We start from the raw sequence: 14,236 nt of genomic DNA on the forward strand, positions 1-14,236 counted from the left end.
CCTTGGATTCGAAGCCGCATGACGCCGCTCGCTGATCCGCTCTCCATCGCGGGGGAGGTCGTTACCATTGGGTCTATGGCCAGCCACGGTGAACTCGGGGACGGGGCAAGCGAGTTGGACTTCTTCATCAGCTATTCGCCGGCCGACGAGCAGTGGGCGTCCTGGATCGCCTGGACGCTGGAGGACGCCGGGTACCGCACGGTCGTCCAGGCGTGGGACTTCGTCGCCGGAACGAACTTCATCGACTTCATGGACCGGGGCGTCAGCGAGTCCGCCGCCGTCATCGCCGTCCTCTCCCGTCACTACGCCCGCTCCACTTACGGCCGTATGGAATGGCAGGCCGCGCTGCGCTCCTCGCCGCAGGCCCCCGAGCGCAAGCTGCTCACCGTAAGGGTCGAGGACACTCCCATCGAGGGGCTGCTCGCCACGCTCACGTACGTCGATCTGGTGGGCGTCGCCGACCCGCAGACCGCGCGCGGTCTGCTCCTCACCCGGATCGAGCAGGCCCTCGAAGGCAACGCCCGCCCCTTGGTCCGCCCCGGTTTCCCCGGCCGGGCGACCCCCCGGCCCGCCGCCCCCGACCTGCCCGGAGTGCCGGAACCCGGCAGGGTCGGCGGTCCCGGCTGGGCGGGCCGCCGACGCCCCGTCACGGCCCCCGCCTACCCCCTCTCCGACGGCGGTACGGCAGGCCAGGGCGAGGGCGCCGTCAACGTCCTGCACCTCGCGGGACCCGACTTCGGGCGCGGGCGCGAACCCGACGCCCTGGCCCGGGAGATCCGAGGCGACCTCATCGAGCTGCGCGACGCGGGCGCGCCCGCCCCCGACCTCCTCGTCGTCACCGGGGACCTCACCGCGTCCGGCAGCCCCCGCGAGTGCGACCAGGCGCTCAGCTTCCTCACCGCCCTGCGCTCCCAGCTGGAACTGCCCCCGCAACGGGTGATGATCGTGCCCGGCGGCCAGGACGTCAGCCAGGCGGCCTGCCTCGGCTACTTCCACACCTGCGAGGCCGACGAGGTCGCCCCGCAGCCGCCGTACTGGCCGAAGTGGCGGCACTACACCCGCCTCTTCCGCAGCTTCTACCAGGGCCTGGACACCGTCTTCGACAGCGACCAGCCGTGGACCCTCTTCCCCGTCCCGGAACTGAACACGGTGGTGGCGGGCTTCAACTCCTCCATCGGGTTCAGCCACCGCCGGGAGGAGCAGTTCGGGCTGATCGGCCGCGACCAGGCCGCCTGGTTCTCCGAGGCGCTGCGCCAGTACGAGGCCGAGGGCTGGCTCCGCATCGGCGCGCTCCGGCACCCGCTGACCGAGGCGACACGGCCGGGCGACGCGGCGGGCGGACCCGGCGCGCTGCGCGACGCCGACACCTTCGCGCGCCTCGCCGCACCCCGCCTGAACCTCCTGCTGCACGGCCCGACCGGCGGCCCGCGCACCACGACCGGACGCCCCAGCCGCACCGAACTGGCGGCAGCGGCCCCGCCGGGGCGGGCGGGGCACGGCTCCGCCCGAGGGCCGGACGGCCCCGGCGGCCCCGCCCGCCCCGGCGGCCGTACGGGACAGCTGAAGGGCGGCGCGGGCTTCGGCGAGCGGACCGGCCCCGGTGGCTTCGGCGACCGCTCAGGCCCCGGTGGCTTCGCTGACCGCACAGCCCCCGGCGGCCCCGCCCGCCCCACCCCCGCCGAGCGCCCCGGCCCCCTCCAGCTCTTCGGAGCGGCGGCCCCCGCCCGCTTCCAGCTCCTGCGCGTCACCGCCGAAGGCGCGGAGCGCTGGTCCGACCGGCCCGCCGCCGACCCCGAGACCTTCGCCGCCGACTGGCACCGCACCGCCCGCGTCTTCCCCGTGCCCGACCTCCCCGACCTCGGCTTCCCGACGGCCGCGGCCCTGCCCGACCGCTCGACGGCCGACGACCCCGTCGACTCCCTCGTCGAGCGGGTCAAGGAGATCTGCCGGGTCAAGCGCGAGGGGGTCAGCCTGCGCGACGCCGCCCGCCGGTCGCCCGACGACATGGCGCAGATCCTCGCCACCTGGCAGGAGGAGGGCGTCGTACGGCAGCAGCGCATCGCCGTGCACCCCGGCACGCCCACCGAGGAGGACCTCGACCGGTTCGCCGCCCAGGTGCACGCCACCACCGCGTCCTCGCAGGACACCGCCGAAGCCGTCCTCGTGCACGCGGGCGACGCACCCGCGCGGAGCCTGCGCGAGCGGGCCGCCCGGCACGGGGTACGTGTGCGGGTGCGCAGCTTCCTCCAGTTCCAGGGGCTGCTCGACCTGCGCGAACACGTCGCCGCACAGACCGCCGCCCTGCACGAGGCGGGCCAGTACGCCCCCGACCTCTACCTCCCGCAGCGCTACCGCGACACCTCCCGCCGCGACGGCCAGGGCTCCACCGAACGCGACGGCCTGGTCGAGGCCCTGCTGGAACTCCTCGACGACGACCACGGCCGCTTCGTGCTGCTCCTCGGCGACTTCGGCCACGGCAAGACCTACGCCCTGCGCGAGCTGGCCCGCCGCATCCCCGAGCAACTCCCGTACCTGATACCGCTGTTGATCCCGCTCAACACCCTCGACCGGGCCCAGTCCCTGGAGGGCCTGGTCGCCGCCCACCTCGCCGCCCATCACGTCGACACCATCGACCTGCGCGCCCTGCGCTACATGCTCGCGCAAGGCCGGGTCGTGCTCCTCTTCGACGGCTTCGACGAGCTGGTCAACCGGGTCTCGTACGACAGCGCCGCCGACCACCTCAAGGTCCTCATCGACGCCTGCGTCGGCAACACCAAGATCATCGTCAGCAGCCGTACCCAGCACTTCAAGAACCAGCAGCAGGTCCTCACCGCACTCGGCGAACAGGTCGGCCTCCTCCCGCAGCGCAAGGTCCTGACCGTGGAGGGCTTCACCTCCCGCCAGATCCACGCCTACCTCCGCAACACCTACGCCGACGAGCACACCGCCGACCAGCGCTTCCACCTCCTCGAAGGCATCCCCGACCTGCTCGCCCTCTGCCGCAACCCGCGCCTGCTGTCCTTCGTCGCCGACCTCTCCCCGGACCAGCTGCGCACCGTCGCGGGCGCGGGCCGCGCGCTGAGCCCGGCACGGCTGTACGAGGACGTGTTCACCTCCTGGCTGGCGTACGAGGAAGTGCGCGGCCACGGCGGACCCGGAGCCCCGCCGGGCCTGGGCATCGACGCCCTGTGGAAGGCGGTGACCGCGCTCGCCCTGCGCCTGTGGGAGTCCGGCCGCACCGCGCTGCGCCTGGACGAGCTGACGGAGATGTCCGGCCGCACCCTGACCGGTCTTACCGCCTCCCCGATGACCGTCCACGAGTCCGCGCAGGCGGTCGGCGCGGGCACGCTGCTGGTGCGCAGCGACGACGGGGTGTTCCAGTTCATCCACGGCTCGGTGGTGGAGTGGCTCGTCGCACGCGAGGCGGCGGCCCAACTCGACCGGGGGCAGCACGGGTTGCTGTCGGCGGGACTGCTCAGCCAGCTCTCCGTGGAATTCCTCTGCGACCTCGCCGACCACGAGAAGTGCGTTCGCTGGGTGCGCAACGTCCTCGACTCGCCGGGGCACGGCGGCGGCGACGCCGCCCGCGCCAACGCCCTGCGCATCAGCAACCGCCTCAAGGTCCCCTCCCACGCCGACCTGCGCGGCGCGCGCCTCGCCGGGGAGGACCTCTCCCACCGCGACTTCTCCGGCGTGGACCTGACCGGCGCGGACCTCACCGGCGCGACCCTCGTCGGCGTGAACCTGACCCGCGCCGACCTCACCGGCGCCCGCCTCACCGGGGCGCGCCTGGACCGCGCCGACCTGACCGGTGCGGACCTCACCCGCGCCGACCTCTCCCGCGCCCGGCTCACCCGGGCCCGGATCGCAGACGTACGGCTGTCCGGAAGCAGGTGGGTGCGGGCCGCGCTCATCGACGCGGAGCTGGACGAACAGGTGCGCGCGGCAGCGGAGTTGAAGTGGGCCGCCATCGCGCCGGGCATGCCCGTGGAGGCCGGTTTCCGGCCCTCCGCGGTGGGTGTTCCTTACGGGTTCGACATGCGGACGAGCCGCCTCCCCGAGCCCATCGCGTACAGCCCCGACGGGGAACTCCTCGCCGTCGGCAGCGAGGACGGCGGAGTCCTCCTCTGCGGCACGGACAACGGGCTCGCCCTGCGCACCCTCCAGGGCCATGTGGGGCGGGTGTACGCGGTCAAGTTCCGCCCCGACACCATCGCCACGGGCGGCTCGGACGGAACGGTCCGCCTCTGGGACCCGGTCACCGGACGCTGCCGCCACCGCCTGGACGTGCACCCCGGCGGGGTGTGGCCGGTCTCCCTCGACACGGAAGGAACGCTGCTCGCCACGGGTGACCGGGAGGGCCTGGTCACGGTGTGGGACACGGCCACCGGGCTGCCCGTGCACCGTCTCCCCGGCCACACCGCGCCCGTCTACACGACCGTCTTCAGCCCGGACGGCCGACTGCTGGTCACCGGCGACGCGGCGGCCCGGGTGCGGGTCTGGGACCTGGCGACGGGCCGGGGCGCGTACGAGGCCGAGGGGCATCAAGGGGCCGTCTACCGGGCCCGGTTCAGCCCGGACGGGACCCTGCTCGCCACCGCCGACATGGGGGAGGAGGAGCACGGAGTCGTACGCGTCTGGCGGGCCTCGGACGGCGAGCTGCTGCACGAGCTGGCCGGGCACGCGGGGCGGGTGTACACACTGGACTTCCACCCGTCAGGGACGCTGCTGGCGAGCGGCGACACGGAGGGGCGGGTCAAGCTCTGGGACCCGGTCCTCGGCACGCCCGCCGGGGCCCTGGAGAGCTTCACGGGGGCGGTGTACCAGGTGCTGTTCGGCGACGAGGGCCGCCTGCTGGCCGCCTGCGACAGCGACGGTGCGGTACGGGTCTGGACGGTCGCCGACCGGCGCAGCGGCGGCCACACGGTCACCCTCCGCCCCCGCCAGCCCGCCGAACACCGGGGCTCGGCCTGGGCGTGCGCGTTCCGCCCCGGCGACGGGCAGCTGCTGACGGTCGGCAACGACGGCGGCGCACGCATCTGGGACGCCGCGACGGGCCAGGGCAAGCGCATCCTGCGCGGGCACGGCAGGCGGGTGGTGTCGGTGCGCTTCAGCGCGGACGGCGCGCAACTGGCCGCCACCGGCAACGACGGCGTCGTACGCCTGTGGGACACCCGCACCGGGCAGCGCACCCACGAACTCACCGGCCGGGGCGACCGGTTGGTCTCCGCCGTCTACAGCCCCGCCGAGTCCGTCCTCGCCACGGCGAGCAACGACGGCGACGTGTACCTGTGGAACCCGGGGACCGGCGAGTACCTCCGTGAGTTCGACGCGGAGACCGAACACGTCTGGGCCGCCGCCTTCACCACCGACGGCACCCTCCTCGCCACCGCGAACGACGACGACACGGTACGGCTCTGGTACCGGTCGACGGGAGCCCACGTCAGCGTCCTGGACCAGCACCGGGGGAGGGTGCGGTCGATAGCGTTCCGGCGCGGGTCGGACGTGCTGGCGACGGGGTGCGACGACAGCCACGTGCGGGTGTGCGAGGGCCGGACCGGGGAACTGCTGGCCGACCTGACGGGCCATCACGACCGGGTGTACGGGGTCGCCTTCGGCTCCGGGAGGCAGGGGGAGTGGCTGGCGAGCGCGGGCTGGGACGGCGCGGTGCTGGTCTGGCGGGACGGTGAACTCGCCCACCGCCTGGAGGGGTTGGGCGGACGCCTCTGGACGGTCGCGGCGCACCCCACCCGCCCCCTGGTCGCGTCGGCCGGGGACGACCGGCGCATCCTCCTCTGGGACGCCGAGACGGGCGAACAGTTCGCGGACCTGGCCGCTCACACGGGCCGGGTGCTGTCGGTCGGCTTCTCCCCGGACGGGAGGCTGCTGGCCAGTGCGGGGGAGGACGGAACGGTGCGCCTGTGGGCGGTGCCGGACGTCGGTCCCCCTGCCCTGCGGGCCACGCTGGTGGGGGTGCCGGGAGCGTGGGCCGCTCTGACGCCCGGCGGGGGCTACAAGAGCGAGGGGGACGTGGACGGCGAGTTCTGGCACGTGGTGGGCATGGCCCGCTTCGTCCCGGGCGAACTCGACGAATTCCTCCCGGGGGTGCACCGGCTCCCTCTGGGCGAGGAGCTGTAGCCGCCGCCGGGGGCCGGAGTCACGGACGGGGGCTGCGTCCCTCGCACCGAGAGGGGTATCGGCTTCCTGACCGGAAGCCTCCGGCCTGAAGCGGACTTGAGGCCAAGTGCCGCTCCCGCGCGCCCGGTTCCGCGCGTTCCCGCCCCTCCCCGACGCTGGACAGAACTCCCCCCGGCGAGTACACCGAGTGACAGGGTTCGCGCACATTCACCGGGGGGACGAGGAGATGAGGACGAAATGGAGTCTCACGAGGGCTGTTATTTACCGGCATGCACCGAATGGGCCGAAGTGCGTCCGGCTACGAAGAGTGACCTGCCGCAGGTGGTGGGCCTGGGCATCACCGCGTACGGAGGCGACGCCTACAGCCCTCATGTGCTCCGCCAGCTCCTGGACGTGCACGGTGAGGGAGTGCTCGTCCTCGAAGGACGGGAGGAGCCCGACGGGCCCGGCACGGGCGACGGCGCGGTCGGTGTCGCTGGTGCCGCTGGTGCCGCTGGTGTCGTGGGGTACGTACTCGTCGCCCGTTCCCCTCGTACGCGCGTGAGCTGGGTGCTCGACCTCGTCGTCGACAAGCGGTTCCAGGGACTCGGCTTCGGGCGCCGCCTGCTGTCCGCCGCCGTACGCAGGGCCGAGCGCGACGGCGTCAGTGCCCTCCGCGTGACGGCGGAGCCGGGCAACCGTGCGGCCGTCGAGCTCTGCCGATCGCTGGACTTCGTCGTGGAGAGCGACGACCCCGACTACTTCGGGCCCGGCGAGCGCCGCCTCGTGCTGTGCCGTCTCGGCAGCAGGTACCCCATGCGGTGAGGAGCGCGGGGGCGGCGGCCGGTGTCAGCCGGTCGTCGAGCCGCCGTCCACCGTGAACTCCGTGCCCGTGACGTACGACGACGCGTCCGACACCAGGAACCGCACCGGCTCTCCGACCTCCTCGGGGCGGCCCACCCGGCCCAGCGGGAGGTGCGACCAGTCACAGACAAACCCGCACGTTCAGCCTACGAGGACCGCCCCACCCCATCCTCACCTGGGCACACGCCCGTAGGTCCGCCGGAAGAACAGCAGCTGCTCACCCTCCCGGCGCGCCGAAGGCGCCCGGCGTCCACCCGACCTCCGCGAACCTGTCCACGCCCGCCGCCCGGATCTTCGGCCGGGTCGACGACGTGTGCGCCGGGCAGAAGCAGATCAGCGGCGGGTCGAGCGAGACCGACGAGAACGACCGCACGGCCATGCCCGTCCTTGTTTCTCCTCGGTATGTGCCCGACAGTTTCTACTAGGTATGTGCCTGACAGAAACAGCTCTGACGGGATACCGGCGCCGAATCCGTGGTGCCGGACGGCTGGCTGTGCACGGGAGAGGTGGGCATCCTTGATGCCCCCGGGAAACCTGCCCTTCACCGACCGGAACCCAGGAGAGGGAGCCCCACTCGTATGAACGCGCGCACCCCCGCCCACCCCGCAGGCACCCTGAACCCCACCGAGGAGCAGGAGGAGCTGAGGGTGGCCGTCCGGTCCGTCCTCGCCCGGCACGAGGGCCCCGCTGCCTGGCAGCCCCTCACCCGCGACATCGGCGTCGCCGCCCTCGCGATACCCGAGGAGTACGGCGGCCTCGGCTGCGAGGGACGCACCGAAGTGCACGTTGTCATGGAGGAGTTGGGCCGCGCGCTGAGCCCCGTCCCCTACCTGGGCTCCGCCGTCCTCGCCACCGAGGCCCTGATCGCCTCCGGCAACGACGAGGTGTGCGCCCGCCTCCTGCCGTCCCTCGCCGAAGGGGCCTCGGTCGCCGCCCTCGCCTGGGCCGAGGCCGACGGCGAGAACGCGCGCGGCACCTGGGAGGCCGCCGAGCTCACCGCGTACGCCGAGGAGAGCACGGCCACCGGCGACTGGCTGCTCACCGGAACCAAGGAGTACGTCCCCACCGCCGACGCGCCCGACGTCCTCCTCGCCCTCGCCCGCACCCCCGGGGGTCTCGCGCTCTTCGAAGTCCCGCACCCCGAGGGCCTGTTCCTGCCCCTCCCCGCGATGGACCGCACCCGCCCGCTCGGCCGGATCGTCCTGGACGCCACTGCGGCCCGGCTGATCAGCACCGAAGGGGCGCGCATCGCCTCCCGGGTCCGCGACCTGGCGATCACGGCACTCGCCGCCGAACAGGTCGGGGCCGCCGCCCGCGCCCTGGAGATCACCGTCCAGTACGCCAAGGACCGCGTCCAGTTCGGCCGCCCCATCGGCTCCTTCCAGGCCGTCAAGCACCGCATCGCCGACGCGTACGTCCTCCTGGAGGCGGCCCGTTCCCTCGCTCTCGCCGCCGCCGACTCGGGGGCCGCGCCCGGTCCGGCCGCAGCCGCGAAGGCCGCGTGCTCACAGGCGTACCAGCACGTCTCCGGCGAGATGATCCAGCTGCACGGCGGCATCGGCATCACCTGGGAACACCCCGCCCACGACTTCTTCAAGCGCGCCCACGGCACCGCCCACTTCCTCGGCTCGCCCGACACCCACCGCGCCCGCCTGGCGAAACTCCTGGGATTCACCGCCGCGTCCAGGGCGGAAGTGCTCGCGTAACCTCGGGCGGACCGATCACGTCGTACGGAAGAAGGCCCGGTCCGATGAAGCTCCTGCGCGCGGCGGACCGCAGTGCCGTCCCCTGGAAGAACGGCGGCGGCATCACCCGGGAGATCGCCGCCCGCCCCGAGGGGGCCGGGTCGGCGGACTTCGGGTGGCGGGTCAGCCTCGCGGAGGTGGCCGCCGACGGCCCGTTCTCGGCGTTCCCCGGCGTGGACCGCGTCCTGACCATGGTCGAGGGGGAGGGCATGGACCTCACTCTGGAGGGCGTCGGCCCGCGCCGGGTGGACGCCCGCTTCGTCCCGCAGCGCTTCCCCGGCGACGTACCCACCGGCTGCCGTCTGCTCGGCGGCCGCGTGGTCAACCTCAACGTCATGCACCGCAGGGGAAGTTCGTACGCGGCGGAGGTCGAGGTCGTGACCGGGGACGTGACGACGGGCGGAGCCCCGGAGCCCGGCTCCACCCGGATCGTGGTGCCGCTGGACGCCGGAGCCGTCCTGCGGAGGCGCGGGGACGCGCCGCTGGAGCTGGAGCGGTACGACGCGCTGGTGTTCACGGACCCCGCCCCTCCTCCCGCCCTGATCCGCAGCGAAGGCCGCACGGCGGTGCTGACCCTGCGCCACCCCTGAGCGTGCGGCCGGTCAGACCACCCAGTCCGGGTCGACCTCCAGGCCCGAGATCCGGGTGAACTGCTCGTCGCTGAGCGGGAGGTGCAGCGCGCCGAAGTTGTCCGCGAGATGAGCGGGGGAGGACGTGCCCGGCAGCGGCACCACGTGGGGCGACCGGTGCAGGTGCCAGGCCAGCGCGACCTGCGCCGGGGTGGCGCCCAGCTCCTTCGCGACGGCCGCCACCGGACTGTCGTCGGCGGTGTGCGCGCCCATGGCCACCGGGTGGTACGGCAGGAACGCGATGCCGCGCCCCGCCGTGTAGTCGACGACGTCCTCGTGCTGGCGGGCCGCCAGGTTGTACACGTTCTGCACGGCGGCGACGGGCACGACCTCCTGGGCCGCCTCGATCTCGGCGACGGTCACCTCCGAGAGACCGATGTGCCGGACCTTGCCCTCCTCCTGGAGCTGCTTGAGCGCGCCCAGTTGGTCGGCGAGCGGGTACTCGGGGTCGATGCGGTGCAGGTAGAGGAGGTCGATCCGCTCGGTGCGCAACCGGCGCAGGCTCAGCTCGGCCTGCTGGCGGAGATAGGCGGGGTGCCCGTGCGTCACCCACTCGAAGGGGCCGGGCCGTACGACGCCGACCTTCGTCGCCACCGCCACCCGGTCGCGGAACGGGGCCAGGGCCTCGGCGAGCAGCTCCTCGTTGGTGCCGAGCGCATAGGCGTCGGCGGTGTCGAAGAGGTCGACACCCAGCTCGACGGCCGTGCGGAGGAGGGCGACGGTCTCGCCTCGGTCGGTGACCGGCCCCCATACCGGGGCGGTGATGCCGCTGCGGGCGTCGGGGGCGTCGGCGAGCCGCATGGCTCCGTAACCGACGCGGTGGACGGGAAGGTCGCCGCCGAGGAGGAAGAGGGGGGAAGAGGTGCTGGTGGTGCTGGTGTTGTTGTTCGTCATGCAAGGAACGCTAGGAGCTCACACCGGTGTGAGGTTCAAGCGACTGTGAGGGGGATCACGTTGAAGATCGGTGAGCTGTCGAAGGCGACCGGGGTGAGCGTACGGCTGCTGCGCTACTACGAGGAGCAGGAACTGCTCGCCGCCACGCGCACCGGCGGGGGGCATCGCTCGTACGCACCGGACGCGCCGCAGCGGGTGCGGCGCATCAGGGCGTTCCTCGGGGCGGGCCTGCCGACCCGGATCATCCGGCAGATCCTGGACTGCGCGTGCGGTGCGGCGTCCGAGGTCGAGCCCTGCCTGGGCGGGCTGCTGCACGAGCAACTGCGGGCGGTGGAGGAACGGGTCGCGGAGCTTCAGGAGGCGCGGGAGGCGCTGGTAGGGCTGCTGGCGGAGCTGGAGGGGCTGGAGGGGCCGGTACGCGTGGCCGCTTAGGGCTTCCGCATACGGACGCGAGAGTGCCCGCGCCCCGGGACTGCGGGGGCGCGGGCACACGCGTACGCGAGAGGTCCGGCGGCTACTGCTGGGCGGTGCCGGTCGTGTGCTGCGCGGTGTTGGTGGAGTTGGCGGCGTTGCTGGCGGTGCTGGTGACGGTGCCGGTGGCGGTCTCGGTCACCTCGTCGAGCAGTTCGCCCGAGACGGGGAGCTGGGACAGCTGGTCCGCGGGCTCCGCCGCGTGCGCGCCCGGGGCGGGGGAGACCAGGGCGGCGAGGAAACCGGCGGCGAGGGAGGCGGCGGCGGCCATGCTTCGTTTCTTCATACCGTTATCAACGTGCGGGGGCCCCATGGGTCACGCCGGTAGTGGAGTTCCGTGTGGGGTGGGGGCGGGGGTTCAGGCCGCTGCGCGGGGCAGCTCTCCCCTCTCCGCCCCTTCCCCGAGGGGCCCGCGCAGGCTCCGCCCGCCCTCGTCACCCCTCCAGTACGCGCCCCCGGCAGTCCCCCGGCCTCCCCCACGCGTCCCGCAGCGGCCCCGTCTTCCGCAGCCACAGCGACAGGTCCAGCTCCTGGGTGTACCCCACCGCCCCATGGAGCTGGAGCGCCGTCCGGCCCGCCGCGTACGCCGCCTCGCCCGCCGTCACCTTCGCCGCGGCGACATCCGCCCCGGCGCGGCTCAGCGCCGCCCCGTACACCAGCGGCCGGGCGAATTCGAGGCCCACCAGCGTGTCCGCCAGGCGGTGCTTCACCGCCTGGAAGGACCCGATCGGCGTCCCGAACTGCGTGCGCTGCTTCACGTACGAGACCGTCCGCGCCAGCAGCGCGTCCCCGACCCCGAGCGCCTGCGCGGCGGTGAGCAGCATCGCCGACTCCCGCGCCGCCACCACCGATGCGACCGGAACGGGGAGCGCCTCGCCGGCCCCGGCCGCAGGGGTCACCGCGAACAGTCTCCGCGCCGCATCCGAAGACACCCGAAGCGCTCCACCGGGCGGCAGTACGGCCGGCCGCGCCCCGAGCACGAAGACCGCCTCCGCCGCGTCCGCGTCCAGCGCGTACCCGCCCTCCTCGGCCAGCGTCACCATCGCCCGGCCCGCGGCGATCCTCGGCAGCCACTCCTTCGCCAGACCGGGCGACCCGGCGAGCAGGACCGCCGCCGCAACGGTCTCCACGTACGGACCGGGCACCGCGTGCCGCCCTAACTCCCTAAAGGCGACGACCAGTTCGACCGGCAGCAGCCCCACCCCCTCGTGCTCCTCCGGCACGGCCAGCGCGAAGACGCCCGCCTCCGCGACCCGCCGCCACACCTCCCGCCCCGGCCCGTGGTCCCCGGACTCCCACGCCCGTACGACGGCGGGCGTGTCGGCCGAGGTGAGCATCGCGTCCAGCGAGCGGGCGAAGTCGGACTGCTCGCGGGTCAGCAGGAAACGCATCAGCGGCGCCCCTTCGGCAGGCCGAGCAGGCGCTCGGCGATGATGTCGCGCTGGATCTCGTTCGTACCGGCGTAGATCGGCCCGGCGAGCGCGAAGACGTACCCCTCGGCCCACTTCCCGTCCGCCAACTCCCCGTCCGAACCCATCAGTTCAAGGGCCGTCTCGTGCAGGGCGATGTCGTACTCGGACCAGAAGACCTTGTTCAGGCTGGACTCGGCGCCGATGGTCTCCCCGGCGGCGAAGCGCGACGCGTTCGCCCAGGTGAAGAGCTGGTACGCACGCGCGCCGATCAGCGCGTCCGCGACCCGGTCCCGTACCGCCGTGTCCGCCGGATCGCCGTACGTGCGCCAGTCCCGGGCGAGACGGCCGGCGGCGGCCAGGAAGCGGCCGGGGGAGCGGAGCATCAGCCCGCGCTCGTTGCCGGTGGTGGACATGGCGATCCGCCAGCCCCGCCCGGCCTCGCCGATGACGTCCTCGTCGGGCACGAAGACCTCGTCGAGGAAGAGTTCCGCGAAGGCGGGCTTGCCGTCGAGGCGGCCGATGGGCCGGACGGTGACCCCGGGCGCGCGCAGGTCGAACATCAGGTACGTCAGCCCCCGGTGCGGCCGGTCCGCGTCCGGGTCGCTGCGGAAGATGCCGAAGGCGCGATCGGCGAACGCGGCCCGCGAGGACCACGTCTTCTGCCCGGAGAGCAGCCAACCCCCCGGTGTCCGTACGGCGGTCGACCTCAGCGAAGCGAGGTCGGAGCCGCTCTCCGGCTCCGACCACGCCTGCGCCCAGACCACCTCGCCCGTGGCCATCGACGGCAGCACCCGTGCCCGCTGCTCGTCCGTCGCGTGGTCGAAGAGGGTCGGGGCGAGGAGGTTGATGCCGTTCTGGGAGACCCGTCCCGGCGCGCCCGCCGCGAAGTACTCCTCCTCGAAGATCAGCCACTGGAAGATGTCCGCACCCCGGCCCCCGTACTCCTCGGGCCACGACACGACCGACCACCGGTCGGCGGCGAGCCGCGCCTCCCACTCCCGGTGGGCGGCGAAACCCTCCTCCGTCTCCAGGGAGGGGAGGGGTCCTTCGGGGACGCGGGCGGCCAGCCACGCCCGGGCCTCGGCCCGGAAGGCGTCCTGCTCGGCGCTGAAGTCGAGGTCCACGGAACTCAGCCCTCCGACGTGTGCGCGGAACCCCGGGCGGCGCTCTTCATCGCCGCCACGTCCATCCCGCCCAGCGAGTCCTTCGCCGTCTCCGCGTTGTGCGCGTGCGCGAGGTGGTGCAGGCCGAAGACGGAGTCCATCCCGGTGTGCAGGCCCTGGAGGTCCTCGGCCTGGTTGACGGCGCGCTTGGTGAGGGCGAGCCCCAGGCGCGGCATGACGGCGATCCTCTCCGCCAACTCCCTCGTCCGGTCGGCGAGTTCGTCCCGCCCCACGACCCGGTTGACCATCCCGACCTCGTACGCCCGCCGAGCGCTCATCCGGTCGCCCGTGAACAGGAACTCCTTCGCGACGCGCGGCGGCATCACCCACGGGTGGGCGAAGTACTCGACGCCCGGAATCCCCATCCGTACGACCGGGTCGGCGAAGAAGGCGTCGTCGGACGCGACGATCAGGTCGCAGACCCACGCCAGCATCAGCCCGCCCGCCACGCACGCCCCCTGCACGGACGCCACCACCGGCTTCGGCAGCTCGCGCCAGCGCCTGCACATCCCCAGGTACACCTCGGACTCGCGGGCGAACCGGCTCTCGGCCCCCGCCTTGTCCGAGTGGTCCCACCACAGCCCCGCCCGCCGCTCGAAGGGGAGATGGGCGTCCCGCTCGGGGGTGCCGATGTCGTGCCCCGCGGAGAAGTGCTCACCGGCTCCCGCCAGCACGACCACCTTGACCTCGCTGTCCGCCGAGGCCCGGTAGAAGGCGGCGTCCAGGGCGTAGGTCATCGCGGAGTTCTGGGCGTTGCGGTACCTCGGGCGGTTGAGGGTCACGTACGCGACCTGACCGCGCCGTTCGTAGAGAACGGGCTCGGAAGCGGGCGCTTCGGAAGCGGGCGCTTCAGTCGCGGGCGCTTCGGACGCGGTGGTGGACGGGTCGGGTGTGTCGGATGCGTCGGACGTCTCGGCTGTCATGGCGGAACCATCCTTCCC

General features: G+C 73.5%; 11 protein-coding genes and 1 pseudogene. 5 read left to right on the top strand and 7 right to left on the bottom strand.

The genetic code is table 11. The features are described from left to right. Nucleotides 1-75: 75 nt before the first annotated feature. Complete coding sequence (locus OG897_RS10355; RefSeq protein ID WP_266655026.1) at nt 76-6,138, top strand: TIR domain-containing protein; 6,063 nt, start codon at nt 76-78, stop codon at nt 6,136-6,138. Between the two features lie 288 nt (nt 6,139-6,426). Then, complete coding sequence (locus OG897_RS10360) at nt 6,427-6,942, top strand: N-acetyltransferase (protein WP_266655028.1); 516 nt, start codon at nt 6,427-6,429, stop codon at nt 6,940-6,942. A gap of 24 nt (nt 6,943-6,966) precedes the next feature. Here the strand turns inward: OG897_RS10360 and OG897_RS10365 are convergent. After that, a pseudogene (locus OG897_RS10365) lies at nt 6,967-7,104 on the bottom strand (SDR family oxidoreductase); the annotation flags it as partial. Nucleotides 7,105-7,198: 94 nt separating this feature from the next. After that, nucleotides 7,199-7,396: a flavin reductase family protein gene (locus OG897_RS10370; protein ID WP_266656728.1), complete on the bottom strand. Its 198-nt coding sequence runs from the start codon at nt 7,394-7,396 to the stop codon at nt 7,199-7,201. Nucleotides 7,397-7,559: 163 nt separating this feature from the next. On the opposite strand from OG897_RS10370, the gene OG897_RS10375 reads away from it, so the two are divergent. Together OG897_RS10375 and OG897_RS10380 are read left to right on the top strand one after the other, a co-directional pair. Then, nucleotides 7,560-8,687: an acyl-CoA dehydrogenase family protein gene (locus OG897_RS10375; protein WP_266655030.1), complete on the top strand. Its 1,128-nt coding sequence runs from the start codon at nt 7,560-7,562 to the stop codon at nt 8,685-8,687. Between the two features lie 44 nt (nt 8,688-8,731). Beyond that, a complete protein-coding gene (locus tag OG897_RS10380) occupies nt 8,732-9,316 on the top strand; it encodes a HutD family protein (protein WP_266655032.1) in 585 nt (194 codons plus the stop codon). Nucleotides 9,317-9,328: 12 nt separating this feature from the next. Here the strand turns inward: OG897_RS10380 and OG897_RS10385 are convergent, their stop codons facing one another. Continuing rightward, nucleotides 9,329-10,249 carry an aldo/keto reductase gene (locus tag OG897_RS10385; RefSeq protein WP_266655034.1) on the bottom strand — a complete coding sequence of 307 codons (921 nt, stop codon included), beginning with the start codon at nt 10,247-10,249 and terminating at the stop codon, nt 9,329-9,331. Between the two features lie 60 nt (nt 10,250-10,309). Between OG897_RS10385 and OG897_RS10390 the strand changes: the two genes are divergently transcribed. Next, the gene (locus OG897_RS10390; RefSeq protein ID WP_266655036.1) at nt 10,310-10,681 is read left to right on the top strand and encodes a MerR family transcriptional regulator; all 372 of its coding nucleotides are present in this window, start codon (nt 10,310-10,312) and stop codon (nt 10,679-10,681) included. 82 nt (nt 10,682-10,763) lie between these two features. Here OG897_RS10390 and OG897_RS10395 read toward each other — a convergent pair whose 3' ends face one another. The 4 genes from OG897_RS10395 to OG897_RS10410 form a co-directional block, all read right to left on the bottom strand. After that, a complete protein-coding gene (locus OG897_RS10395) occupies nt 10,764-11,006 on the bottom strand; it encodes a hypothetical protein (protein ID WP_266655037.1) in 243 nt (80 codons plus the stop codon). A 148-nt stretch (nt 11,007-11,154) separates the two neighbouring features. Continuing rightward, nucleotides 11,155-12,111, bottom strand: coding sequence for an acyl-CoA dehydrogenase family protein (locus OG897_RS10400; RefSeq protein WP_266655039.1), 957 nt, complete (start codon nt 12,109-12,111; stop codon nt 11,155-11,157). Next, nucleotides 12,111-13,256 (bottom strand): acyl-CoA dehydrogenase family protein, encoded by a 1,146-nt coding sequence (locus tag OG897_RS10405; RefSeq protein ID WP_266655041.1) that lies wholly within the window; start codon nt 13,254-13,256, stop codon nt 12,111-12,113. Before OG897_RS10405 ends, OG897_RS10400 begins: the two co-directional genes overlap by 1 nt. Before the next feature lie 5 nt (nt 13,257-13,261). Further along, a complete protein-coding gene (locus OG897_RS10410; RefSeq protein WP_266655043.1) occupies nt 13,262-14,218 on the bottom strand; it encodes an enoyl-CoA hydratase in 957 nt (318 codons plus the stop codon). Between the last annotated feature and the right edge of the window lie 18 nt (nt 14,219-14,236).

Origin of the sequence: Streptomyces sp. NBC_00237, assembly GCF_026342435.1 — a bacterium.
In the GTDB taxonomy this organism is placed as follows: domain Bacteria; phylum Actinomycetota; class Actinomycetes; order Streptomycetales; family Streptomycetaceae; genus Streptomyces.